The organism is Idiomarina loihiensis, from assembly GCF_024584785.1.
GTDB lineage: Bacteria > Pseudomonadota > Gammaproteobacteria > Enterobacterales > Alteromonadaceae > Pseudidiomarina > Pseudidiomarina fusca.
Genome location: NZ_CP074112.1, coordinates 479788 through 504745, shown reverse-complemented (window position 1 = coordinate 504745; position 24958 = coordinate 479788). Strand labels below are relative to the sequence as shown.

At 46.9% G+C, this 24958-nt stretch carries 23 protein-coding genes and 3 tRNA genes; 7 read left to right on the top strand and 19 right to left on the bottom strand.

Annotated elements, in window-relative coordinates:
* Positions 1-8: 8 nt before the first annotated feature.
* Positions 9-3122: an amidohydrolase family protein gene (locus KGF88_RS02370; RefSeq protein WP_153826754.1), complete on the bottom strand. Its 3114-nt coding sequence runs from the start codon at positions 3120-3122 to the stop codon at positions 9-11.
* A gap of 129 nt (positions 3123-3251) precedes the next feature.
* On the opposite strand from KGF88_RS02370, the gene KGF88_RS02365 reads away from it, so the two are divergent.
* Positions 3252-3728: a c-type cytochrome gene (locus KGF88_RS02365; RefSeq protein WP_110076219.1), complete on the top strand. Its 477-nt coding sequence runs from the start codon at positions 3252-3254 to the stop codon at positions 3726-3728.
* A gap of 8 nt (positions 3729-3736) precedes the next feature.
* Here KGF88_RS02365 and KGF88_RS02360 read toward each other — a convergent pair whose 3' ends face one another.
* Entirely contained in the window at positions 3737-4369 is a 633-nt protein-coding gene (locus tag KGF88_RS02360; RefSeq protein WP_153826753.1) for a cytochrome b/b6 domain-containing protein, read from the bottom strand.
* Between the two features lie 57 nt (positions 4370-4426).
* Here KGF88_RS02360 and KGF88_RS02355 point away from each other — a divergent pair, with 57 nt between their 5' ends.
* Positions 4427-4819: a response regulator gene (locus tag KGF88_RS02355; RefSeq protein WP_153826752.1), complete on the top strand. Its 393-nt coding sequence runs from the start codon at positions 4427-4429 to the stop codon at positions 4817-4819.
* Here KGF88_RS02355 and tyrA read toward each other — a convergent pair.
* From tyrA to ffh, 6 genes are all read right to left on the bottom strand, one after another.
* A complete protein-coding gene (tyrA, locus tag KGF88_RS02350; RefSeq protein WP_153826751.1) occupies positions 4784-5911 on the bottom strand; it encodes a bifunctional chorismate mutase/prephenate dehydrogenase in 1128 nt (375 codons plus the stop codon). The genes KGF88_RS02355 and tyrA overlap by 36 nt on opposite strands.
* Positions 5912-6013: 102 nt before the next feature.
* Positions 6014-6379, bottom strand: coding sequence for a 50S ribosomal protein L19 (gene rplS, locus KGF88_RS02345; protein WP_110076215.1), 366 nt, complete (start codon positions 6377-6379; stop codon positions 6014-6016).
* 20 nt (positions 6380-6399) lie between these two features.
* A complete protein-coding gene (trmD, locus tag KGF88_RS02340) occupies positions 6400-7176 on the bottom strand; it encodes a tRNA (guanosine(37)-N1)-methyltransferase TrmD (RefSeq protein ID WP_110076214.1) in 777 nt (258 codons plus the stop codon).
* Positions 7176-7706: a ribosome maturation factor RimM gene (gene rimM, locus KGF88_RS02335; RefSeq protein ID WP_110076213.1), complete on the bottom strand. Its 531-nt coding sequence runs from the start codon at positions 7704-7706 to the stop codon at positions 7176-7178. The genes trmD and rimM overlap by 1 nt, the downstream gene beginning before the upstream one ends.
* 23 nt (positions 7707-7729) lie before the next feature.
* On the bottom strand, positions 7730-7978 hold the full coding sequence (gene rpsP, locus KGF88_RS02330; protein WP_110076212.1) for a 30S ribosomal protein S16: 249 nt from the start codon (positions 7976-7978) through the stop codon (positions 7730-7732).
* 105 nt (positions 7979-8083) lie between these two features.
* Positions 8084-9457 carry a signal recognition particle protein gene (gene ffh / locus KGF88_RS02325; protein ID WP_110076211.1) on the bottom strand — a complete coding sequence of 458 codons (1374 nt, stop codon included), beginning with the start codon at positions 9455-9457 and terminating at the stop codon, positions 8084-8086.
* A gap of 142 nt (positions 9458-9599) precedes the next feature.
* Between ffh and KGF88_RS02320 the strand changes: the two genes are divergently transcribed.
* Both KGF88_RS02320 and KGF88_RS02315 read left to right on the top strand, forming a co-directional pair.
* Positions 9600-10388 (top strand): cytochrome C assembly family protein, encoded by a 789-nt coding sequence (locus tag KGF88_RS02320; protein WP_153826750.1) that lies wholly within the window; start codon positions 9600-9602, stop codon positions 10386-10388.
* A gap of 119 nt (positions 10389-10507) precedes the next feature.
* On the top strand, positions 10508-11785 hold the full coding sequence (locus tag KGF88_RS02315; RefSeq protein WP_110076210.1) for an HlyC/CorC family transporter: 1278 nt from the start codon (positions 10508-10510) through the stop codon (positions 11783-11785).
* Here the strand turns inward: KGF88_RS02315 and KGF88_RS02310 are convergent.
* Together KGF88_RS02310 and gshA are read right to left on the bottom strand one after the other, a co-directional pair.
* Positions 11762-12385 (bottom strand): hypothetical protein, encoded by a 624-nt coding sequence (locus KGF88_RS02310; RefSeq protein WP_153826749.1) that lies wholly within the window; start codon positions 12383-12385, stop codon positions 11762-11764. The genes KGF88_RS02315 and KGF88_RS02310 overlap by 24 nt on opposite strands.
* Positions 12382-13998 carry a glutamate--cysteine ligase gene (gshA, locus tag KGF88_RS02305; RefSeq protein ID WP_153826748.1) on the bottom strand — a complete coding sequence of 539 codons (1617 nt, stop codon included), beginning with the start codon at positions 13996-13998 and terminating at the stop codon, positions 12382-12384. Before gshA ends, KGF88_RS02310 begins: the two co-directional genes overlap by 4 nt.
* A 240-nt stretch (positions 13999-14238) precedes the next feature.
* Between gshA and KGF88_RS02300 the strand changes: the two genes are divergently transcribed.
* On the top strand, positions 14239-16332 hold the full coding sequence (locus KGF88_RS02300; protein ID WP_153826747.1) for a response regulator: 2094 nt from the start codon (positions 14239-14241) through the stop codon (positions 16330-16332).
* Positions 16329-16502, top strand: coding sequence for a hypothetical protein (locus tag KGF88_RS02295; protein ID WP_181394933.1), 174 nt, complete (start codon positions 16329-16331; stop codon positions 16500-16502). Before KGF88_RS02300 ends, KGF88_RS02295 begins: the two co-directional genes overlap by 4 nt.
* Before the next feature lie 93 nt (positions 16503-16595).
* Here KGF88_RS02295 and KGF88_RS02290 read toward each other — a convergent pair whose 3' ends face one another.
* From KGF88_RS02290 to KGF88_RS02250, 9 genes are all read right to left on the bottom strand, one after another.
* Complete coding sequence (locus KGF88_RS02290; RefSeq protein ID WP_110076206.1) at positions 16596-17726, bottom strand: sodium ion-translocating decarboxylase subunit beta; 1131 nt, start codon at positions 17724-17726, stop codon at positions 16596-16598.
* Positions 17727-17730: 4 nt separating this feature from the next.
* Entirely contained in the window at positions 17731-19530 is a 1800-nt protein-coding gene (gene oadA / locus KGF88_RS02285; RefSeq protein ID WP_153826746.1) for a sodium-extruding oxaloacetate decarboxylase subunit alpha, read from the bottom strand.
* 24 nt (positions 19531-19554) lie between these two features.
* Positions 19555-19776, bottom strand: a complete 222-nt coding sequence (locus KGF88_RS02280; protein ID WP_110076204.1) for an OadG family protein — start codon at positions 19774-19776, stop codon at positions 19555-19557.
* A 285-nt stretch (positions 19777-20061) separates the two neighbouring features.
* Positions 20062-20138 (bottom strand) — tRNA-Arg (locus KGF88_RS02275).
* A gap of 44 nt (positions 20139-20182) precedes the next feature.
* Positions 20183-20259 (bottom strand) — tRNA-Arg (locus tag KGF88_RS02270).
* Between the two features lie 19 nt (positions 20260-20278).
* Positions 20279-20371 (bottom strand) — tRNA-Ser (locus tag KGF88_RS02265).
* Between the two features lie 193 nt (positions 20372-20564).
* Positions 20565-20759, bottom strand: a complete 195-nt coding sequence (csrA, locus tag KGF88_RS02260) for a carbon storage regulator CsrA (protein ID WP_110076203.1) — start codon at positions 20757-20759, stop codon at positions 20565-20567.
* Between the two features lie 226 nt (positions 20760-20985).
* On the bottom strand, positions 20986-23586 hold the full coding sequence (gene alaS, locus KGF88_RS02255) for an alanine--tRNA ligase (protein WP_153826745.1): 2601 nt from the start codon (positions 23584-23586) through the stop codon (positions 20986-20988).
* A gap of 78 nt (positions 23587-23664) precedes the next feature.
* A complete protein-coding gene (locus tag KGF88_RS02250; protein WP_153826744.1) occupies positions 23665-24153 on the bottom strand; it encodes a regulatory protein RecX in 489 nt (162 codons plus the stop codon).
* A gap of 84 nt (positions 24154-24237) precedes the next feature.
* On the opposite strand from KGF88_RS02250, the gene KGF88_RS02245 reads away from it, so the two are divergent.
* Positions 24238-24954, top strand: a complete 717-nt coding sequence (locus KGF88_RS02245; RefSeq protein ID WP_153826743.1) for an SIMPL domain-containing protein — start codon at positions 24238-24240, stop codon at positions 24952-24954.
* Positions 24955-24958 lie beyond the last annotated feature (4 nt).

The following is a 24958-nucleotide window of genomic DNA, read 5'->3' as shown; positions in this document are numbered from 1 at the left end:
TGCTCTCCTTATTCAGCCTGAGTGTGCGAATGGTTGATGTGGATGTGCTCACCATGAGCGGTATAAGCATCGCTCCAGACATCATGATTGTCATCACAGTGCCAGGTTGGCTGCTGTGGTTTGTAACCATTAGCACTCCCCTGACGCTCTTCATCAGTGGCACCTAATACCTTCTGAATCAGGCCTTGCTTTTCTTGCTGCAACTGCGCCCGCAACTGCTGGTCGTACTCACGATCAAAGTATTTACGAGCATTGATCCAAGTTTGTTCTGGGTGCGAGTAAGCGCTTAATGGATGACCACTCCAAATCACAAAATCAGCATGCTTACCGGTTTTGATACTACCTACGTATTGGTCAATTTTAAGTTGCTTAGCAGGATTCAAAGTGACCATTTGTAGAGCTTCATGCTCTGACATACCACAGTAGGTTACAGACTTCGCTGCTTCAGTATTTAAGCGCCGCTGCAAATCGTTACTATCCGAGTTAATGCTGGTTAACACGCCTTTGTCAGCCATCAGACAGGCGTTGTAAGGAATGGCATCATAAACTTCAAACTTAAATGCCCACCAATCAGCAAAGGTCGATGCACCAGCGCCATGTTTGGCCATTTCTGAAGCAACTTTGTAGCCTTCCAAAATGTGGGTAAAGGTGGTTAGCGTGAAGTTAAACTCCTCAGCTAAGCGCAATAACATCAAGATTTCTGATTGCACATACGAGTGCGCATGAACAAATCGTTCTTTATTGAGGATTTCAAGTAAGGTCTCCAAGCGATAATCTGGACGTGGTGGTGCAGTACGCGCCTTCTCCTTACGGCTTAGCTTGTTGTAGGCATCGCGACGTTGTTGATATTCACGTGCAGCAATAAAGCCATCACGCATAACTGCCTCAACGCCCATACGCGTTTGTGGATAACGTACGGTGTAAGCCGAGCCCCAGTTGCTTTGCTTCACGTTTTCACCCAACGCAAATTTAATGCTTGGTGGCGCTGCATCAAATTTAATGTCGTTGGCCGTTGCTCCCCAACGCAGTTTAATAACTTGCGCCTGTCCACCCATAGGGTTCGCTGAGCCATGAAGTAGTTGCGCCATGGTGGTACCGCCTGCCAACGAGCGATAAATGTGGATGTCATCTGGATTAACCACGTCACCAATTCGCACTTCAGCAGTGATCGCTTCTGATCCCTCATTCACGCCGCCTTCAATAGCAATGTGTGAATGTTCATCAATAATGCCTGGCGTCACATGTTTGCCAGTGCCGTCAATCAGGGTATACCCGGATGGCGTCGCAAGATCTTTACCAATTTTGTAAAACTCACCATTACGAATTAACACATCAGTATTTTCGAGGACGCCCGCTTCATCGGCGGTCCACACGGTCGCATTTTTAATATGTACATTCTGACGCTCAGGCAAAGCATCTAAACCGTACGCCACATTCGGGAAGGTTAACCGGCTCACATAATTCGCTTGAGTTGTGGTTGCTTTTTCTGCAGCGGGCTCTGCTGCAGCGGCACGATTAGCACTGATTGGTAGGCTAGAGCCATTTGGAGCTATAGCCACACCGGTAAAGCTATCAGCAGCGGTTTGATCGAGACGAATGCGCCAAGCACCTGTCTGATCCAACAGTGCAGTGTTGACTACGAATTCTAAGGTCGACTCCGTGCGACGAAGATCTTTCAAGGCAACGGATTCGTCCCCTACTTTGAGCTTGCCAGATGGCCGCTTACCATCTTTGAGTTCAAGACTTACCTCACTATCCGCAAGGTTGAGAGTGAGGTTGCCGGCAAAATCAGCTTGTTGCAGTGGCTCCAACTCAACTTCTTGTCCTTGTAGCCAAACTGATTTAATGGTTCCATCAACGAACAAATCGCCTTCGACAACCACAAAGTCGGCCATATAACCTGCTGCCAATTTTCCTGCTTTATCGCTAACCCCAGCAATTTGTGCCGGTACGGTTGTTAGCGCGGCCAAGGCTTTGTCGCTAGATAACCCGTGGGCTACGGCTTTACGTAAATTAGGCCAGAAGTCACTAGCCTTCTTTAATTGGTGTAACGTAAAAGAGAAGTCGATATCAGCTTGCGCTAATGCAGCGGCATTACCCGGCGCACGCTCCCAATGACGTAAGTCAGCAAGACTCACATCAAGATCATCATCCACTCCTTTTACCTCCGGTGCTGCCGGAAAGTTAAGAGGAAGAATGACTGGTGCTTGAGTTGCTTTAATCGCATCTAAACGAGCGTATTCAAAACCAGAGCCAACAAAAGTTACAGGAACTTTAAATCCACTAAAGACATCATAGGCACGCAGCAAGTCTTTATCGTCAGACACTTTAAAAACCATGCCTTCTTGCTCTATGGGAGCTAATTCTGCCAGTGCGGCATTATATTCTACCGGGCCGTTGTAAGCTTGTTTGCCGGCTGCGTCTTCATACCAAGCAGCATCAGACAAAGCTTGTCGAATCAACGCAATAGAGCCCATTAAAGAAGATGGATATTGTTGCTTTGATGAGCCTTTATCGAACGAACCAAAATGTCGTGCTTTGGCATTGTACACGGCATTATTAGCAATCGTATCGGCTAGTGACACAGTGGTCGCTTGCCCTTGGAAAATACCGTCTAAGCGAGCTGATTGAACCGCCGTAAAGCCCTGTTCGATGTAGCTTTTAGCATCTTTACTTGAGGTTGCGAAAGAATCCACCCAATCTACTTGAGCATGAATTGCATCGTTCGCTGCGTTACCACCTTCACGCTTGTTGTTGTATTGCGGTGGTTGACTGCGATAAGGCGCACGTTCACCACCATTCGCTTTAGGCAAACCGTAGTCGCTGTAGGCGTCAATGAATCCAGGATAAATCGTGTGACCACTCGCATCTACAACCCGAGCGCCAGCAGGAGCTTGATTATTGGTTAAGATAGATTCAATTTTACCATTGCGGATAACTAATGTGGCATTCTTAAGTTGTTTTCCTGGCTCAGTAACAACTGTAGCATTTTGCAGTGCCACAAAACTTGAACTGTGATCGTGTAACCCTTGTACTGGCGTTGTTTGTGATGCCATGACAGTAGCCGGTAAGGCTGCGCATAGTGCCAACGCCAGTTTACTTAGGTGATTATTCCCTTTCATCTGGTTCCCCTTAATAAGGTTTTGTGATTATTATCATGCTACAGTAAATTGAGTCTTATCAGTGTGCAATCCATTTAGGGATGAAAAGCGTACTGCAAACGTTAAATAGCTAAAATCAAGGAGATTATTATGCGTTTAAAATCAGCTCTGTGGTCATGTCTAAGCGGCATTGTAGTGTTTGGTGCAGTATCTTTCAGCCCGGTGCAAGCACAACATGCCTTTAATGATGCCGATAAAGCCGTAGAATATCGTCAAAAAGCACTCTCGCTCATGCAAAATAACTTTGCTTACCTTGGCGATATGGTGAAAGGTGATATGGAATTTGATGGTGAAATTTTTAAAGCTCGAGCGGCAGATTTTTCAGCCTTAAGCGCTATGCCTTGGATTGGCTTTAGCCAAACTGGTGCAATGCCAGGTAATAACAGCGATGCTTTACCTGCCATTTGGGATAATTGGGACGACTTTATGCAGCGCGCCGAGTCATTTCAACAAGACGCTGCAGCCTTAGCTGCGGCAGCGGAGTCTGGTGACCAAGGTGATATTCGCAAAGCTTTTATGGCCGCGGCGAAAAACTGTAAAGCCTGCCACGACCAATACAAAGACTAAACCAATACTTAGTTAATGAAGAAATAAAATGCGGTAGCCAGTGCGGCTGCCGCTATTATTGCCCACCAAGCATTGACCAAACGCGGCGCTGCTACCCCTTCTCGTTTGCCGTGAATCATGGCCGCAACTAAGTTAATGCCGCGTAAGCGATAGAGAATAATTGCGACAACATGCAACACCACAACAGCAATCAACACATTAAAGTTATCTTTGTGAATACCCGTTAAAAAATCTGACATGTCACCGCTTACTGCACTCGCCAGCGGGCCACTAAAGAAAATCTCATCATCGGCAAATAACCCTGTGGTAAATTGCACCAACAATACTAGCAGTAGAGCAACGACCGCCCAGCCACCAGCTGCATTATGAGTATTGCCTGGTTGATACTGTCCTTGCCCTAATTCTTTGAAGTGCTCAACGACTGCAGCAGGGCCTTTTACAAAGCGACTAAAGCGTGCTGATTCACTACCGAAAAGGCCCCACAGTATGCGTGCAACGATTAAACCGCCCAATACGCCAGCCAACTGTAAGTGACGTTCCATTTCACCCTGCTCGGCGGTCCACCAAAGCGCTACCACTAAAGCGACCATCAACCAGTGATTAAGCCTCACGAATACATCCCAAATTTTTACCCGTTGCATTTTCTTCTTTCCTTTTGTTCAATAGCTAGTAACAACAATCAATCATAGGAGTACCCAATGACCGCAGCAAACGCTCACTCAGCACCCGCCAAAGTCTTGGTAGTTGATGATGACTTTATTTCGCTTGAAGTACTCAAAGCTATGTTAAGCCATTATTCTGTCGAAATTATTACCGCTCAATCTGGCTCCGAGGCTGTTGCTAAAACACTAGCTGAACGGCCTGCTTTGCTTCTCCTAGATCAAGAATTACCAGATTTTACTGGCCTTGAAGCCTATTGCAAAATCGTTGCAGAGTTAGGTGATGACGCCCCTCTAGCAGCCATGATCAGTGGCCATAGCACAGCTGAAATAAGCGCAGAATGCCAAGCAATTGGAATCAAACATCAGCTGACTAAACCGGTATCTCCCACCCAATTATCTGATTTGATGGCTATCGCCAGCGGTATCTAACAGCCGCTGGCTATCGCTTAAAAAGCGCTCGGCAAATTCACCAAAATACTCGCGAACACGAGTAAACTCTTGTAAAAATTCATCTTTACGACCTTGTTCGAGCCGCTTTAGTTCCATTTCAAAACGCTGAACATAACGCCTTAACATAGCAATATTATTCGGCTCAGCCAGCAATATATCGGCGTACAGCTCGGCATCTTGGGCAAACAGACGTCCTACCATCATCAGCTCGAGGCGATAGATTGGTGAACTTAAATCTAATAACTGCTGCAGATCAGCTTGTTCTGCGGCTAAATGCGAACCATAGACAAAACTAGATAGGTGTCGCAGTACCTGCACAAACGCCATCGCTTGGTCATGTGCTGCTGCTGTGAGTACCTTAATATGGGCACCCCAGCGTTCAATGCTTGCTAATAGCCATTGGTATTGGTCTTCATCACGACCATGGCAGGCCACCACTAGCTGTTTGGCTAGGGTGACTTGTTTGGGGCCAAACATTGGGTGAAGGCCCACAACAGGGCCACTATGTTTGGCCAACATGGCATTCAAGGGTTGCCGCTTTACACTGGTTAAATCTGCCAAAATACAACCTGGAGGCAAGCTGGGTAATGCTTCAATAACAGTCAAGGTATGAGCTATAGGCACGGATATCAGCACTAAATCTGCTTGCTCGCAAAAATGCTCGGCATGCTGCCAATCGTCTTTATCTAGTATGAGTACCTTAGCGCCAGCAGAGCTAAATAAACGTACGAAAAGTTGCCCCAGCGCCCCGTTACCTCCAACTATCACTACTGTCTTGTCATTTAAATGCACATCTGCCGCTTGCTGCTGTTGATAAGACTCGCGAATAATGCGGCGCAGCACATCTTCAATAAGATCGGGAGAAAGTCCAGCTTGCTCCGCTTGTTTGCGCTTCGCTACCAGCATGCTTGCTTCTCGTTCGGGAACATACAATGGCTGCCCTAATTGGCGTTTCACCACCCCCACTTCTGCTGCAAGTTGTCTGCGTTTAAGAAGGATCTGAACCAATTCACTATCGGTGTTATCAATGGCCTCGCGCAGTTGCTGCAAGTGCTGCTGTGGATCTAACATGGAAGGCTACCTCATGCATTATTGGGGGAGTGAATCATGTGCTTATTTGTACCATAAAAAAACCCGCCAGCGGCGGGTTTTTCGATATAAGCTTGAGCTAGCTTATTTAGCTGACAACTTCTCACGGATACGTGCAGATTTACCTGAACGCTCACGTAGGTAGTAAAGCTTAGCGCGACGAACCGCACCTTTACGCTTAACTACGATGCTATCAATGATTGGGCTGTGTACTTGGAAAGTACGCTCAACGCCTTCACCGTTAGAGATTTTACGAACGGTTACTGCGCTGTGTAAGCCACGATTACGTTTTGCGATAACCACACCTTCAAATGCCTGAACGCGCTCACGGTTACCTTCAGTTACTTTAACATTAACGACCACTGTATCGCCTGGCGCGTACGCCGGCAGGTCGGTTTTTAATTGCTCGTCTTCGATCGCTTTGATCAAATTCTGACTAACTTTTGCCATAATAGCCTCACTTGCCTAGATTAACTGCCCGATTCGTTATCAGTTGCAACTTGTTGTTGATCAATAAAATCATCTAAAAGTCGCCGCTGCTCGTCAGTCAGAGCTAGGTGATTAATTAATTCAGGACGTCTTAACCAGGTACGACCTAGTGATTGTTGTAGACGCCACTTGCGTATATTTTCGTGGTTACCGCTGAGCAATACAGCAGGAACCGCCTCACCATCTAAAACTTCTGGTCGTGTGTAGTGTGGGCAATCTAACAACCCGGTGGCAAAAGAATCTTCGCTAGCTGAATCTTGATGTCCTAAAACTCCAGGAATCATTCTAGCAACAGCATCAATTAACACCATGGCCGGTAATTCACCACCACTTAACACGTAATCTCCAATCGACCATTCTTCATCAACATGACGAGTAATCACTCGTTCATCAATGCCTTCGTAGCGACCGGCGATTAGGATAAGTTGGCTATACTGAGCTAATTGCTTAACTCCAGCATGATCCAACTTGCGACCCTGAGGTGATAAATAAATCACCTTAGCATCGGCCCCAAGCTGCTGTTTGGCTGCTGCAATCGCATCAGTGAGCGGCTGCACCATCATTAACATGCCTGGCCCGCCTCCATAGGGACGGTCATCAACGGTACGATGCCGGTCGTGGGTAAAATCACGCGGATTAATCAGATGAATATCCAATAACCCGTCACGAACCGCCCTGCCGGTCACACCGTTGTCGGTAATGGCTTGAAACATTTCAGGAAAAAGGCTAATCACCCCTACCTGTAATTGTTTAGTCATTAAAAATCCGACGGCCAATCAACAATAATGCGCTGAGCTGTTTTATCTACTGACTGCACATATTGACTCTGAATAAACGGAATCAAACGTTCAGTGCGACCAAACGCATCATTATTGTTCGCTTTCACCACCATCACATCATTCGATGCTGTGGCCATAATCTGGTCAACTACCCCCATGTTATAACCGTCAGTGTTCACTACAGTCATACCAATAAGGTCGCGCCAGTAAAATTCATCCGCTGGCAATTCTGGCAATTGTTCTGCTGGGATAATGATGTCAGCACCAGTCATTAAATGAGCTTGGTCCCGATCTTCAATGCCAGCCAACTTCGCAATCAGTCCTTTATTATGTCGACGCCATTCTTCGACCGTGACTGTTTGCTGCTTGCCTTGGATTACAATTTGCCAAGGGCTGTATGTAAAAATGGCTTCCGCATCGTCGGTATAGCTTTGCACCTTAAGCCAACCTTTTACACCGTATACGGCACCAAGTTGACCAAGTACTACTGTTTCAGATGTTGTGCTCATAGCTACCTAATGCGAAATAAAAATTAAGCCGCTTTGCGAGCGTCTTTAACTAACTTAGCTACACGCTCAGATAAAGTCGCGCCAGTACCAACCCAGTGGTCAACACGATCTAAATCTACGCGTAAGGTTTCTTCTTGACCACGAGCTAGTGGGTTGAAGAAGCCTACATTTTCAATAAAACGACCGTCGCGGGCATTGCGACTGTCAGTAACTACCATTTGGTAGAATGGGCGTTTTTTAGCGCCACCACGTTGTAAACGAATGGTTACCATTACGTTCCTCGATACAGTTTTAATGTTAAGTAAATAATAAAAGCTCCGACCTAGGTCGAAGAGCCGCGCAATTTTACCGAAATTTGTACGAAATGCAAGTTTTGTCTAGCGTTTGGGGAACATGCCTGGCGGTAATTTACCACCCATGCCACCTAGGCCGCGCATCATTTTTGCCATTCCGCCACCTTTCATTTTCTTCATCATCTTTTGCATCTGCATAAATTGCTTCAGCAATTTGTTCACGTCTTGCACTTGAGTACCAGACCCAGTCGCGATTCGACGCTTGCGAGAGCCCTTGATTAAATCTGGATGCTCTCGCTCTTTCGGAGTCATGGAGTTGATGATAGCCTCCATCCGAACCGTTACTTTATCGTCAAGTTGGCCTTTCATTTGTGCTGACATATTGCCCATCCCCGGCAATTTATCCATCAGCCCCATCATGCCGCCCATATCACGCATCTGCGCCAACTGGTCGCGGAAGTCTTCTAACGAAAACTTACCTTCTTTCATGACCTTTTTGGCTACTTTCTCAGCTTTCGCTTTATCAACTTTTTGTTCAAGTTCGTCAATCAAGGAGAGCACATCGCCCATCCCTAAAATTCGCGAAGCTACCCGCTCAGGATGGAACGGTTCTAACGCAGTATTCTTTTCGCCAACCCCCAAGAACTTAATGGGCTGGCCAGTAATATGACGAATCGATAAAGCAGCACCGCCGCGAGCATCACCATCTGTTTTAGTCAGCACCACCCCGGTTAATGGCAGCGCTTCGCTAAACGCCTTAGCGGTATTTGCCGCATCTTGACCAGTCATGGCATCTACCACAAACAGCGTCTCAATTGGCTTGATGGCCGCATGCAACTGTTTGATTTCCGCCATCATCTGTTCATCAATTGCGGTTCGTCCGGCAGTATCCACCAACACCACATCCATAAACTTTTTGCGGGCATGCGCGATGGCAGCCTCGGCAATGGCAACAGGCTGCTGACTTATGTCTGATGGAAAAAACTCAACTTCAACTTCCGCTGCTAGGGTTTCTAACTGCTTAATCGCTGCAGGACGGTAGACGTCCGCACTCACCACTAACACTTTTTTCTTTTGCTTTTCGCGTAAATAGCGCGCTAGCTTACCCACACTGGTGGTTTTACCCGCACCTTGTAAGCCAGCCATCAACACCACGGCCGGCGGCTGCGTAGCTAGGTTAAGTGGGACATTGCCATCCCCCATCGCATGCTCAAGCTCTTTTTGAACAATCTTTAAGAACACTTGCCCTGGCGTCAGGCTTTTATTCACCTCAGCACCCACAGCTTGTTCTTTTACCCGTGCGACAAATTCACGCACCACCGGTAACGCCACGTCGGCCTCGAGCAGTGCCATTCGCACTTCACGCAAGGTTTCTTTAATGTTTTCTTCCGTTAATCGACCACGCCCGCTGATGTTGCGTAACGACTGGGATAAACGTTCACTTAAATTTTCAAACATGCCAATGCATCCACTTTCTATCTGGGTTGTTGACCATATTGCGCCGAGTATATCTTAATTCAAGCAAAGTTTCCTGATCCTATTGGGTTTAGCAACAACAATGCATATACTAGGTTTACTTGTTTCAATGCTGATGATACCTATGATTATCTTGCTTTTAATTACGTTAGCTCTCTATGTGGTTAGCGCCATTGTGGTTTGGCGAGGTCTCACCCGTGCTCAAGCGGTACGCTGGCAGTGGTTATTGCCGTTTGCGGCACTGCTTTGTCATGCTGGCTTATTATGGAGCTACCTGAAAAGTGACGACTTTGAGCATTTGAATATAACCAGCAGTTTAAGCACCGTAGCGTTTTTATTGAGCGCGCTCACTTTAGTTAAGAATAAGCGTGCCAACAGCCTGCTATTGCGTCCTATCATTTACATTTTTGCCGCAGTCAGTCTGGTGCTGATGGTAGCTAGCCCGGTTAATTGGGGTGCTAGCGTTGATATTGCGAATGGTCTAGCCATTCACATCGTCTTGTCACTACTGGCCTACGCAGTGCTAGTACTCGCGAGTTTATATGCGGTACAAATTCTTTATCTTACCTATTTACTCAAACATCATCGCAGTAACTTACTAACAGGTTACTTTCCGCCGCTCATGACCGTAGAGCGTTACTTTTTTCGGTTGGTTGCGACCGGTACCTTGATGTTGTTGTTGGCTATTAGCAGTGGCTTTATCTTTCTCGACAACATGTTTGAACAAGGTCAAGCTCACAAAACCATCCTTACCTTCATCGCGTTAATCATCTACGCCATGGTGCTATTTTTCCATCGTGTTAGAAAGGTACGCGGACGCAGCTTAGTTATCGCTAGTGTGGTTGGTAGCGGTATTCTGACACTCGCTTATTTTGGTAGCCGCGTGGTGAGAGATATTCTGCTTTCGATGTAATCATTAACGCAAATTTACTACCCATACGCATTATTCACCGCATTTCAACGCTATCTGCTTGACTTGATTAGTGGGGTGATTAAATTAGACCTAATTATTTTAAAAACAGGTAAGTTTTTTTGGACGCAATATCAACCTCAACCCTAGTCATCATGCTGGCGGTTTTACTTATTTGCTCAGCATATTTTTCGGGTTCAGAGACTGGCATGATGTCGGTCAACCGTTATCGACTAAAACATTTAGCACAACAAGGACACCCCGGCGCAAATCGCGTTCAGTTTCTGCTTGACCGTCCTGATCGTCTGATTGGCCTGATTCTGATTGGCAACAACTTAGTCAATATAGCAGCGTCTTCTATTGCCACGATTCTTTGTATTCGACTCTTTGGTGATGCCGGTATTGTTGTTGCAACTTTTGGCCTGACCTTACTGGTATTAATTTTTTCTGAAGTTACCCCCAAAACTATTGCTGCGCTCCATCCAGAGCGCGTTGCCTTTCCTAGCTCGTTGCTACTCAAGCCTATGCTTACGCTTCTTTATCCGGTAGTGGCGTCAGTAAACTTTATTACCAATGGTTTTATGCGCATGCTTGGAGTTAATCCAGCGGCCGCTGGTAGCCAAGACGCTCTCAGTTCAGACGAGTTGCGTTCGGTAGTGAACGAAGCTAGCTCGATGATTCCTAGTAGTCACCAAGAGATGCTATTAAGCATTCTTGATTTAGAGAAAGTGACCGTGGAAGATGTGATGGTACCACGTGCAGAAATCGCCGGTATCGATGTGCAAGATGATGTGAAATCGATGATCAAACAGTTGAGTCAAAGCCAACATACTCGACTGTTACTGTATCGCGGTGAAATTGATGATGCGATTGGTTTTTTGCATGCTCGCGATATCATGCAACTGCTCACCAAGAACAACCAAGAAACCGATAAAGCCGAAATTATTCGTTCGGCACGGGATATCTATTACATCCCTGAGGGGACCCCACTCAACGTACAATTGCTGAAGTTTCAGCGCGCCAAAGAGCGCATTGGTCTGGTCGTTGACGAATACGGCGATATTCAGGGTTTAGTGACCTTAGAAGATATTCTCGAAGAAATCGTTGGTGACTTTACTACTAGCATCGCACCGGCACCGAGTGAAACGGCGCAGCTGCAAGCTGACGGCTCAGTATTGGTAGAAGGTGTGGCCAATATTCGTGATTTAAATAAAGAAATGAATTGGCAGCTGCCCACCGATGGCCCCAAAACTGTGAGTGGCCTGATCATTGAGCAGCTGGGCGATATCCCACAATATCCGTTGTGCTTACGCATCAATGGCCACGCCATTGAGATTGTCGAAAGCACTGACAGCTTAGTTAAGCGGGTGCGTTTTTTAGCCGAAGAACAGACGCCATAACCATCCACGTTGTAAGTCTTCTTCACAGCCTCGTAGTTGCTCCCCGTAACGCGAGGCCCGCTCAGCGACACGTTTTGAGGTGTTAACTAACCACTGTTTGTTGCGGTAGGTACCGCGTTTATAGCCGCCCCAGCCTTCGTGATAATTTAAATACTGAGCGTAGGCATCCCATTTAGATACGCCATTAACTTGGTGGCTTTTATGAATAAACCACCCCATGAAATCAATCGCATCATCAAAATTATCGCGCGAGGACCAGCTGTTTCCGGTTTCTCGTACGTAGTCTTCCCAGGTCAAGGTTTTCGCCTGCGAATAACCGTAGGCGCTACTCACTCGTCCCCAAGGAATCACCCATAACAGATAATCTCGAGGCGGCAAAGCATCGGCTTTGAACGAGCTTTCTTGGTACATGATAGCCATCGGCACTTGGATCGGAACGCCCCACTTGTCGCGCATGTTAGCGGCTGCATCGTACCAATCTCGATTCTCATAAAAGATCTTACATAAATTTTCAGGTTCTTTCGGTGGCGGTGTAGCACACCCACTTAACAGAGTTGCTACTAAAGCCGCCACTACCCCTGCTGCTACCCGTACCTTCATGCCATCTCGTCCGTTTGTGCTTGGGGTGCAGCACTTTGTGCCGCCGACGCAAAGTATTCCGTTAGAAAATCGCTGAAGCTAGTGAGTTCATCTTGCTGTTCAAGTTGCAATTGTGCATCTAGCGAAGCTTCACGCAAGCGCTCAAATTCCGCTTCAGTAAAATATTGTAACGGCCGTTCTAGCAACTGCGCTTTGTAGGCGTGCGCCAAGCGCATCCCAACTTCAATGTTATCTAAACCTTGTTCTAACAACTGCGCCATAAATTGGCCAGACAAGGTGAGTTCAGGGTTCAGTACGGCTCGATATTGATCAGCTACCGTCTTCGTGTAGTCATCCGTTGCATGTGCTTGATCAAATAACTTAGCTAGGCTCTGTAAGTCGGCAAAAATATCTTCTAACCAGTCAGCAATCGGGCGTTCATAATCACCATCAAGCAAACTTAGACGCGGATTACGACCATCCATAACCACCCGATTAAAATTCTTATCCGCCACTACCTGTGCATCCCAATCCATAGTCGGGCTTGGCTTTAACACGCAATACATGAGTAGCATATCTAAAAAACGCATTTGCGCTGCGGTTATACCCACATTACTAAAGGGGTTCACATCCAATGCACGAACTTCAATATATTCAACCCCAGCTCGAGCTAATGCTTGCGTTGGCGTCTCACCAGCACGAGTAACTCGTTTGGGTCGAATCGGTGAATAAAACTCATTTTCGATCTGTAGAATATTGGCATTGAGCTGGCGATAAGTATCTCCATCTTTTACGCCAATTTTGGCAAATGCCGTCGAGGGTGTGGAAATCGCCCGACGCAAACCAGCCACATACTCGTTCAGCGAGTTGTAGGTGATTTTTAAATCCGCTTGTTCTTTATTGGTGTAGCCTAAGTCACTCATTCGTAATGAGGTGCCATAAGGCCGATACACAGTACCTTTGCCAGTTTCACTAAAGTCCATGTTGCCTTCGGTATGGCGCAAAAAAGACTTACAAATGGCAGGTGAGGCACCAAATAGATAAGGGATCACCCAACAGATCCGCTTGTAGTTACGAATCAAACCAAAATATTTCGCAGACACAAAATCACTGGTTAAGGCCACCTGCTCTTGCTCAGCAAGGATCTCCCAGACACTATCGGGTACCGAAAAATTATAATGCACTCCAGCAATAATCTGCATCGCACCGCCGTAACGATGAGTCAAACCTTGTCGATACAAGGTCTTCATTTTGCCGCTATGACTTTGCCCATACTGAGCAATCACAATGTCGCTTTCTTCACCCACAAAACATGGCATACTCAATGGCCAAAGCAGCTCGTCAGCTAAGTGCTGATAGGTAACCGTATGAATATCTTCAAGTTGCTGCAAGGTAATAGCAATATCAGTGCTAACTGGAGTAATAAACTCCATTAAAGTTTCAGCGTAGTCGGTAGTAATGAGTGGATGCGTTAACGCTGCTCCCAAAGCTAATGGATGAGGGCTTGGCGCCAATTTCGCTTGGGTGGTTATGCGCAATGCTTCGCGTTCAACACCACGCTGAATATCGCGTAAGGTTCCGATGTTCTCGGCGGTCGCTAACAGTGCGACGCTAGTGGCAAATTGTGACTGCAAAATAATTCCCTGCCTTGCTTAAACGAGCAAAGTTAAAGCCAACGATGTGTGCGCACGAAACCTGCAGAAAAGCATGCAACGGCAGTTGGGTTTAATTTTGCTCATAAGGTTGAACGACATCCCGAAATACTAAAGCTTTATCGCTCGTTAGTCTATGAAAGTATAGCAACTACCACCATTGGCACAGTGCCTAACTCGTGGCATCATACCAAGACTAGTAGCGCATACGGTGAACCTACCATGACAACTTTGAATTGGCTAAAGCGGCTGGGGCGCAAAGTAACTGCGGCATCTCATACGCAGCAAGACGCCGAACGGATTGCTATTAAAGAGCAAGAACTTGAAGCAGCAGCGGCAGCCAACCAAGCCAAGAGTGAATTCTTAGCTAATGTCAGCCATGAAATACGCACGCCTATCAATGCCATCTTGGGGATGACCCAGCTCTGCTTAAAAACTGACTTAGACGACCAACAACGCGGCTATTTGCGCTCTATTGAAAACTCGTCAAAGACCTTGCTGGGCATTGTTAATGACATGCTCGACTTTGCTAAAATAGAGGCCGGCAAACTCAGTATTGAACATATCCCCTTCGATTTAGAAGAAGTACTCAGTAACTTAGCGGATATGTTTGCCTATCGCGCTTACGATAAAAATCTAGAGTTTATTATTAACCTCCCCACCAACATTCCTAAGCGTTTGATTGGCGACCCACTGCGGCTTAATCAGGTGCTAGTTAACTTGGTGAGTAACGCCATCAAATTCACCGAGCACGGTGAAATTGTCGTAGCTGTAACCCTGCTTGACCGCAGCGATCAGGATGTCTACCTACGTATTTCAGTCACAGATACTGGGATTGGGATGAACGAAGCGCAACGCGCTCAGTTATTTAATGCTTTTACCCAAGCTGACACTTCGACGACTCGCCAATATGGTGGTACTGGTTTGGGCTTGGCAATCAGCCAGCGCATTGTAAAACTGATGAATAACCACGGCTTAGGGGTATTGAGTAGTGTCGGTCAGGGCTCAACTTTCTTTTTGGAATTGAGTCTGCCCATGCAAACTGAGTTTAATCAAAACGGTCATGAATCTTTGCAAGCTCGATTACAGGGCAAACGGGTTCTGGCCATTGAGGATAATTTAACCACCCGCGAAATGCTCACGGAGCTATTACGCAGTTATGCGGTGGCAGTAACCACCTGTAGAAGTGCGGAAGAAGCCTTGCAGTGGCTCGAACAAGAAGACTTTGATGCCGTTATTGTCGATTGGCAGTTGCCAGGTATGGACGGTTTAAGCTTCTGTCAGAACGTGTTGCGCCAACCAGAACAAGCACCTCGCTTAATTCTTGCTACCAGCTATCATGCTCAAGACATGATAGCTCAAGCGAAACAGCTTGGCGTGGCTGAGTACATTGTTAAACCTTACACCAGTTCAGCACTGCTGCGAGTGTTATGTTCGGCATTAGCACTTACAACGGAAACCACCATGCAGCCTCACCAAGGGGTACCATGTGATCTCTGCAATGCACCTGTGTTACTGGTAGAAGATAACGATATTAATCAGATTATTGCCAAAGAAATGCTGACTCATGCCGGCTTAGTCGTAGACTTAGCGAGAAATGGCGAAGAGGCTGTTGCTAAGGTAGCCGAAAAGCAATATGCCTTGGTGTTTATGGACATACAAATGCCGATTATGGATGGCTTAACCGCCGCCGAAAAAATTCGCGCACTGTATTCCTACCAGCAGCTGCCTATTATAGCCATGACTGCCAATACCAGTAGCGAGGACATTGAACGCTCATTAGCCGCTGGTATGCAGGACCACATTAGCAAACCTATCGATGAGCAACGATTATTACAAGCCATTAATAAGTGGTGTGTACGCGGTGATTATGCAGCTCAATCAGCTCAGCCCACAACAACGCCTACTACGGTAAGCAACAACAGCCGTCAACGTTATCCCAATCACCGAGATATCGACTTTGCTAGCGCGCTAGACCGCCTCGGACATAATATTCCGCTTTATCAAAGTTTAGTGGAGCGGTTAACTGAGGAATACCAACAAGCACCGCAAAAAATTGTCGAGTTTTTAAGTAAAGGGCAACATGATCAAGCTCGACGCTTTTTTCACTCACTTAAAGGTGCTGCAGCGAACTTAGGTTTAACCAGAATTCATTTGGTGGCAAAACAACTAGAAGAAAGTATGGCGCAAGGTGCTATTGACCAAGTTGCTGACCAAATCGTGAAACTTGATCCCCTGCTTGAACAAGCACAACAGGCTGCTAGCGACTTAGCTTTGTGGCATCAACACCAGCAACAAAATGGAGACACGCCATGATCCGCCTCTTATTTTTAATTCCGTTGGTGCTGAGCATCGCTTGGTTTATCTACTTACGGGTTAATGGCTGGACCTTCAAGCAAGGTCTGCGAGGCTTTATTTATATTGCGATAGTTAGCGGTTTTATTGCGCTTTTCTATAGCTTAATGCTGTGGCTAACCGGTCGATAAAAGTGAATCCAGCTCACAGAGTTCCGTGAAACGTGACTCTTATGAGCTGGAAGCTATCAGTTAACGTTAGTTACCTATTATCCAATCGGCTCATTAACCGACTAATGCTAGCAAAATGCCAGCTGCTACCGCTGAGCCTAACACCCCTGCGACGTTTGGCCCCATCGCATGCATTAACAAAAAGTTCTGAGGATTAGCCTCTAGCCCTACTTTGTTAACCACCCGAGCGGCCATTGGCACCGCAGATACACCGGCTGCGCCAATGAGTGGATTAATCGGAGTTTTACTAAACTTCGCCAGCACTTTGGCCATCAATACTCCTGACGCCGTACCTACGGCAAAGGCGACTGCACCTAGCACCAAAATACCTAGGGTTTGCACTGACAAGAATTCTTCGGCTGATAACTTGGAACCGACCGCCAAACCTAAGAAAATAGTGACAATATTGATCAGTTCATTCTGCGCCGTTTTACTTAAGCGTTCGACCACTCCGGCCTCTCGCATTAAGTTACCCAAGCAAAACATTCCTACCAGTGGCGTGGCCGTTGGCAAAAATAGCAAGGTTAAAAGTAACACTGCAAGGGGGAATAAAATCTTCTCGCGGCGGGCAATCGGCCGTAATTGCTCCATTTGAATCTTACGTTCAGCTTCCGTCGTAAACAACTTCATGATTGGCGGCTGAATGATGGGTACTAACGCCATGTAGGAATAGGCAGCCACGGCAATAGCCCCCAGTAAGTCTGGGCTCAACCGTGAAGCAAGGAAAATAGCGGTAGGCCCATCTGCACCACCAATGATGGCGATAGCTGAGGCATCCGCTAAACTAAAGTTGAAACCAGGAATGAAGTTTAAGGCAATAGCACCCAGCAGGGTTGCAAAAATACCAAACTGAGCCGCGGCACCAAGCAATAACGTCCGTGGATTAGCAAGTAAGGGCCCAAAATCCGTCATCGCCCCCACGCCCATAAAAATCAACAGCGGGAACACGCCCGTTTCTATGCCAACGTAATAGACATAGTAAAGTAAGCCACCAGGCTCATTAAAGCCGGCCTGTGGGATGTTGGCTAGAATAGCTCCAAAACCAATAGGGAGCAGCAACAAGGGCTCAAACTTTTTACTAATGGCAAGATAAAGCAACAAGGCACCAACCGCCATCATCGCCGCTTGTCCCCAAGTAAAAGCTGAGATTGCCGTGCTATCCCAGAGAACTAATAAGCGCTCCATGCTGTTACCTCAAGGTTACCAGAATATCACCAACACTCACGCTATCACCTTCTTTTACCAGAATATCGGCGACGGTTCCGGCTTGGTGGGCTTTAATGTCCGTTTCCATTTTCATCGCTTCAAGAATGATAACAACATCACCTTCAGCTACCTGTTGACCTGGCTTGACCAGCAGCTTAAACAGGTTACCAGCTAAGGGCGCCTTGATTTCTGCCGTAGCGCTATCTGCTGCGGCAGCAGGTGCCGTTGTTGCGGTTGATTCAGCAGCGGTAGCTGAGGTAATAGTGCCGGAAGGCGCCACCTCTACTTTGAAGCGCTTGCCATCGACTGTGACATCGTAACTAGCTGCCTCGCCAGTACTACTTACACTTGGCTTATTATTCGCAACCGCCGGCGCTGACGGCTCCTGTGCTTGCAATTGCGGAGCCGGCTCGAACGCATCTGGATTGCCGCGATTTTGCAAAAACTTAAGACCAATTTGTGGGAACAACGCATAAGTAAGCACATCGTCGATCACCGCATCAGCAAGCTTAATGTCCTTTTCTTGTGCAAGCTGGTTAAGCTCATCAGCTAAGCTATCCAACTCGTTATCAAGCAAATCAGCTGGGCGGCAGGTAATAGGCTCTTTACCTTGCAGCACTTGCGCTTGCAGCTCTTTGTTTACCGGGGCTGCAGTGGCGCCATATTCACCCGTCAAAACACCCTTCGTTTCTTTGGATATCGACTTATAACGCTCACCACTAAGCACGTTAAGCACAGCTTGGGTGCCGACAATCTGCGACGTTGGTGTCACTAATGGGATAAACCCAAGATCTTCACGTACTTTCGGGATCTCCGCCAATACCTGATCAAATTTATCTAAGGCGCCCTGCTCTTTTAGTTGGCTCTCCATGTTTGTTAACATGCCACCTGGTACCTGAGCTAACAAAATACGCGCATCAACGCCCTTTAATGAGCCTTCAAACTGGGCATACTTTTTACGCACATCACGAAAATAACTGGCGATTTCTTCAAGCTTATCCAAAGCTAAACCGGTATCACGGTCGGTCCCTTCAGTCATAGCAACAATGGTTTCAGTGGCTGAGTGGCCATAAGTCATGCTCATTGACGAAATGGCGGTATCTAACATATCAATGCCCGCATCAATGGCTTTCTGATAGGTGGCTGTGCTTAAACCAGTCGTGGCGTGGCACTGCATGGCGATAGGGATATCTACGGCTTGTTTTAACGCACTAATGAGCTCAAATGCTGGCTCCGGACGCAATAACCCTGCCATATCCTTAATACAAATAGAATCACAGCCTAAATCAGCCATTTGTTGCGCCATCGTCACCCAAGTATCTAAGGTATGCACCGGGCTCACGGTATAAGAAAGCGTACCTTGGGCATGTCCTTCAACAGCTTTTGTAGCTTTAATGGCTGCCTCTAGATTACGCACGTCATTCATAGCATCAAAAATACGAAACACATCAACGCCATTCTCTTTGGCTCGCTCGACAAAGCGCTTTACCACATCATCGGCATAATGACGGTAACCTAATAAGTTCTGGCCACGCAAAAGCATCTGCTGTGGCGTTTTCGGCATGGCCTTTTTTAATTCGCGAATCCGCTCCCACGGGTCTTCGCCCAGGTAACGAATGCAGGCGTCAAAGGTTGCACCGCCCCAAGATTCCATTGACCAATAGCCCATCTTATCAAGCTTCTCTGCTATCGGTAGCATGTCATCTAATCGCATTCTAGTTGCTAACAGCGACTGATGAGCATCACGTAAAACTAGCTCGGTTAACTGCAACGGTTTTTTCATCCGAGGGGTCCTCTTATTCTTTTATTAGTGATTGCGACGGTACTGATGCACTGCTGCTGCAATCGCAGCATATTCAGCAGCGTTCGGCGCAGAGGTGGCGGGGGTATTGCTGGTGGTCGTTACTTCCGGCGCATCGGCCAGTTTACGTAACACCGCCATAGCACCTATTAATAGGCTCAGAAACGCAAATACTGTGACCATACCGGTCACCATGATCATTAAAGCGTCAGTAAAGAGCTCTCCCATGACTTACCTCTTTTGTTAAAAAGATATCAACATCCTAGCTGAAAAGCAGAATAACACAAAGTAGTTCATTACGAGACTTATCACGGGCTATACGAGTCATAAGCGGGAGTTATGGGTTTTTAAGCAACAGATTCGAAGGGTTAGGTTTGAATTTATGGATAGATGAGTGCGATGTTTGCGTACTGGAGATTTATTTGGATAACTTTGGAATAATTTTGGGATAATTTTGGGATAACTTTGGGATAATTTTGGGATGATTCTGGAATAACTAAGGAGGAGATGAAGTGGCGCACTCGGGAGGACTTGAACCTCCAACCGCTCGGTTCGTAGCCGAGTACTCTATCCAATTGAGCTACGAGTGCACATTCATACTGATAAGACGATTTGCATTTTGCTGTTGAAACAATGGCGCACTCGGGAGGACTTGAACCTCCAACCGCTCGGTTCGTAGCCGAGTACTCTATCCAATTGAGCTACGAGTGCGTTGGTTTGTTTCACAAAATGGCGGTGAGGGAGGGATTCGAACCCTCGATAGAGCTACAAACCCTATACTCCCTTAGCAGGGGAGCGCCTTCAGCCTCTCGGCCACCTCACCGCTTGTCTTGTGGCGATGAATGATAGCGACCTTGAAAAATATGTCAAACAGTTTTTTCTATTTCAGCGTTCGTTTGTGGGATTTTTAGGCATCTCGACCAAATTTTCCACACAACCGCCAATTTAGAGTGTTTTGCTAGCAATCGCACAATCAAAAAAGCTGACCCGTGGGCCAGCTTTCAGACATTACTCTATTAAGGCTCTTCAGACTTGTCGCCGTCTTGATGTTCTGCCTGAATTCGATTGTATATTTCTTCGCGATGTACTGAGACATCTTTAGGTGCATTGACGCCAATACGAACTTGGTTACCTTTCACACCAAGTACCGTAACAGTGACATCGTCACCTATCATTAACGTCTCACCCACTCTGCGGGTTAAGATTAACATGTGCCCACTCCTTCCCTACATCCAATTTCCAGACGGTTTGGCATCACACCTCACCGCAGTTTCAGCCTTTCTTAAAGTCGTATCGAATATATCACAAACGTTATAATAGTCACGCACCCTGTGCGTTTTTGTGCAGTTGGATATAAACCGATGTTCTTTATTCTAACAGGCTTTATCTATTTGCACACCCGCACAGGGATGTTTCCGAACATTTTCACGCGACCATCTATCGCAATAATTCAGTAATCTTCTCTTTAGCCGCGGCTAACGCAGCTGGGATCTGTTCTGGATGTTGTCCACCGGCTTGCGCCATATCTGGACGACCACCGCCTTTGCCACCAACCGCTTGTGCTGCAATGTTAACCACATCGCCAGCTTTCACTCGTTGGGTCAAATCTGACGTGACACCTACGATTAAACTTACTTTATCGTCGGTGGCGAGGGCTAGTACCACCACACCACTTTGCAGCTGATTTTTCAAATCATCAACCATACTGCGTAAAGCCTTAGATTCTACGTTATGTACTTGCGCTACGATCACTTTAACATCGTTTATTTTTTCGGCACCAGCCACTAAATCAGAACCAGCATGAGCTGCTAGCTGTTGCTGCAGTTCAGTTATGGTCTTCTCCAAGCCTTTGCTGCGCTCTTGCTGTTGGGTGATACGTTCAACCAAGTGCGTCCAATCCGTTTTGAACAGTCCAGCAGCCGCTCGTAGCTGCTGTTGTTGTTGCAAGGTGTATTGGCTTGCAGCTATACCAGTAACGGCTTCTATCCGGCGAACACCCGAAGCTATACCTGCTTCACTAACAATACGCAATGAACCAATATCACCGGTTCTTTCCACGTGGGTACCGCCGCACAATTCCATCGAAAAATCGCCCATACGAACTACGCGCACTTGATCATCGTATTTTTCGCCAAACAAAGCCATGGCGCCAGCAGCTTTAGCAGCATCAATTGACATCAACTCAGCTTGCAGTGCGTGATTACTAACTATCTCTTCGTTAACTTGGCGCTCAATAGCATCTAATTGAGCTGCGGTTACTGGTTCGAAGTGAGAAAAGTCAAAGCGCAAACGCTCAGCAGTAACCAAAGAACCTTTTTGCGTCACATGCTCACCAAGTAGATTACGTAGCGCTGCATGCAATAAGTGGGTTGCTGAGTGGTTTCGTTTTATCGCAGCACGGCGCTCAGCATCAATATGGGCTTGTACCGAGTCACCAAGGTTGATGGCAGCTGTGGTGTGACCATGATGAGCAATTGCTTTGCCGATATATTGCGTATCGGTAACAATAAATTCGCCACCATTAACGATGAGCTTACCAGTATCGCCAATCTGGCCTCCGCTTTCGGCATAAAATGGTGTTGCCGAAAGTACCACAATACCCCGTTGCTCGGCGGCTAAATGTTCTACTTGCTCACCATCAGCGAACAACTCAACCACCTGTGCGCTACCAGCAACCTGATCGTATCCTGTAAATTCACTGCGCTGCGCGGATTTTAAACGCTCGTTATAATCCATACCAAAATTAGACGCTTGCTGAGCACGCTGACGTTGTTCGTCCATCGCTTTGGCAAAACCTGCCTCGTCTACCGTCAGCCCTTTTTCGCGCGCCATATCAGCGGTCAAATCCATCGGGAAGCCATAGGTGTCATACAGTTTAAACACCAAATCTCCTGGCAACACCGAGCCTTCTAACTCGGCTAAGGCATCGTTTAAAATGGTTAAACCACGCTCAAGTGTTTTACCGAACTGTTCTTCTTCGCGCTTCAGTGCCTGTTCAATCACACTTTGCTTATCAACCAACTCGGGATAAGCCTGGCCCATTTGCGTCACCAACTCGGCGACCAAACGGTAGAAAAATGGCCCTTTGGCACCTAGCATATTGCCATGACGAACTGCTCGCCGAATGATCCGGCGCAATACATAGCCACGACCTTCGTTAGACGGCTGCACCCCATCGGCAATCAAGAAGCTACATGACCGAATATGATCCGCAATAACGCGCAGCGACTTGCTGGTTAGATCTTCCGTACCGATAACTTTTGCCGCTGCTGCAATTAACGCCTGAAATAGATCAATGTCGTAGTTACTGTGAACATGCTGCAATACGGCGGCAATACGCTCTAATCCCATCCCCGTATCCACCGACGGCTTCGGCAATGGCAGCAAGGTGCCATCCGCTTGACGGTTATATTGCATGAATACTAGGTTCCAGATTTCGATATAACGATCACCGTCTTCTTCTGGTGTGCCTGGTGGGCCACCCCACACCTCAGCACCATGGTCGTAGAAAATTTCAGAGCAAGGACCACAGGGTCCCGTATCACCCATGGCCCAGAAGTTATCTTTGGCACCAATGCGCGAAATACGATCTGTAGGCACGCCAATTTCTTTGGCCCAGATGTCGTAAGCCTCATCATCTTCAGTAAAGACGGTCACCCATAATTTCTCTTTTGGCAGTTGCAATACACCGGTCAAAAATTCCCATGCGTATTGAATAGCTTCGCGTTTGAAGTAATCACCAAAGCTGAAATTACCTAACATTTCAAAGAAAGTATGGTGGCGTGCAGTATAGCCAACATTTTCTAGGTCGTTGTGCTTTCCACCGGCGCGCAAACAACGTTGCGATGAGGTCGCTCTAACGTAATCTCGTTGCTCATCACCTAAAAACACATCTTTGAATGGCACCATTCCAGCATTGGTAAATAGCAACGTGGGATCGTTGCCAGGAATCAATGACGCCGAGGCGACTCGCTGATGACCTTTACTGGCAAAATAAGCAAGGAACGCTTCACGGATATCGGCACTGGTCATACTCATTGACTACTTCCTACGAGAAATTGGGTGTAAATGAATTAAAAGTTAGCGCAAAATCCTATCACGATTCATAGGGTACGCCTAGTCTGCCGCAGCGTCTGATTGACGTTGCAGAGCAATTTTTATGCTATCAAAAGAAAAACCCCGTTGTAACAAATGGCGAATCATTTTATCGCGTTGTTTTTGGTCCACCGGAGGCTGCTCACCAAATTTCTTGATGAGCCGCTGATAGCATTGCTGATGCCAGTCTGGCTGGTGCGCCAGCAATACTTGTTGTAACAGCGCTTCACTAATCCCTTTTTGTTGGGCTTGCGCCTGTATTTTTCGCACCCCATCGCCTTTTTCTAAGCATTGCTTAACCCAGCTTTCGGTAAACCTTTGATCACTTTGCCAGCCCAATTGCTGGGCTTTAGCAAGCGCTGCTTCTAATGGTTGCTGGGTAAAGCCTCGCTGCCGTAGTTTTTGCTTCAGCTCTAAGGCACTGTGTTCGCGACGGGCTAACAGTCGCAGCAGTACCTCTTCGGCCTGCTGTTGGTTAAGTTCTTGAGCGGTCTTTTTAGTATCAGTCATAAAAATTCAACTTTTAGCCTTAGTTGCGGTCCAACCATTTAATCAACCACACAATGGTAGCAAATAACTATCAAGGAATAAGCTATGTCACGGATTTCTAACTTAACTAAAGTTTCTCTCTTGCTGCTCGGCAGTACTTTTCTGTTGGGCTGCCAGCCCGCTTCTAACGCACCTTCAGCGCCGGCACGTACGATCCAAGTAAGCGGTGATGCTAGCTTAGTTGAAGTGCCTGACCGCATGCAATTTACGCTTTCTATTGGTCAAGAGGGACAACAACTGGTTCAGCTGAAGCAAACCGTAGACACTATCACCGCTGCGCTTTTACAACAATTAGAGCAACTCAATATTGCGAAGCAAGACATCAGTTCTTACCGACTCTTTACCCAACCTATGTATCACTATGACAACAACAAACGCGAGCTTAGCGGTTATCTTGTGTCACGTGAAATGAACATAGTGCTCCGTAATCCAGATCACTACGATAGTATTGTTGAATTTGCCCTCGCCCAAGGCGTGACCGATGTTGGCATGCCTAGGTATGATTTTAGCGATGCGCGGGCGCGGTATGATGAGGCCTTAGCAGCTGCCATTTCAGTGGCGAAACAAAAAGCAGAACTGATGGCGTCAGCGGCTGGCGCAGAGCTGGGCGAAGTGGTGCAAATTAGCGAGCATAGTCAAGCACCGAGAGCGGTCAAAACGCAAGCGGTTGAGGCCTTTAGAAGTAGAGCCATGGCCGATGTCAGCCTACCAGGCACCACTCAAATTGAAGCTCGAGTAAGCGTGAGTTTTGCATTACGCTAACGGG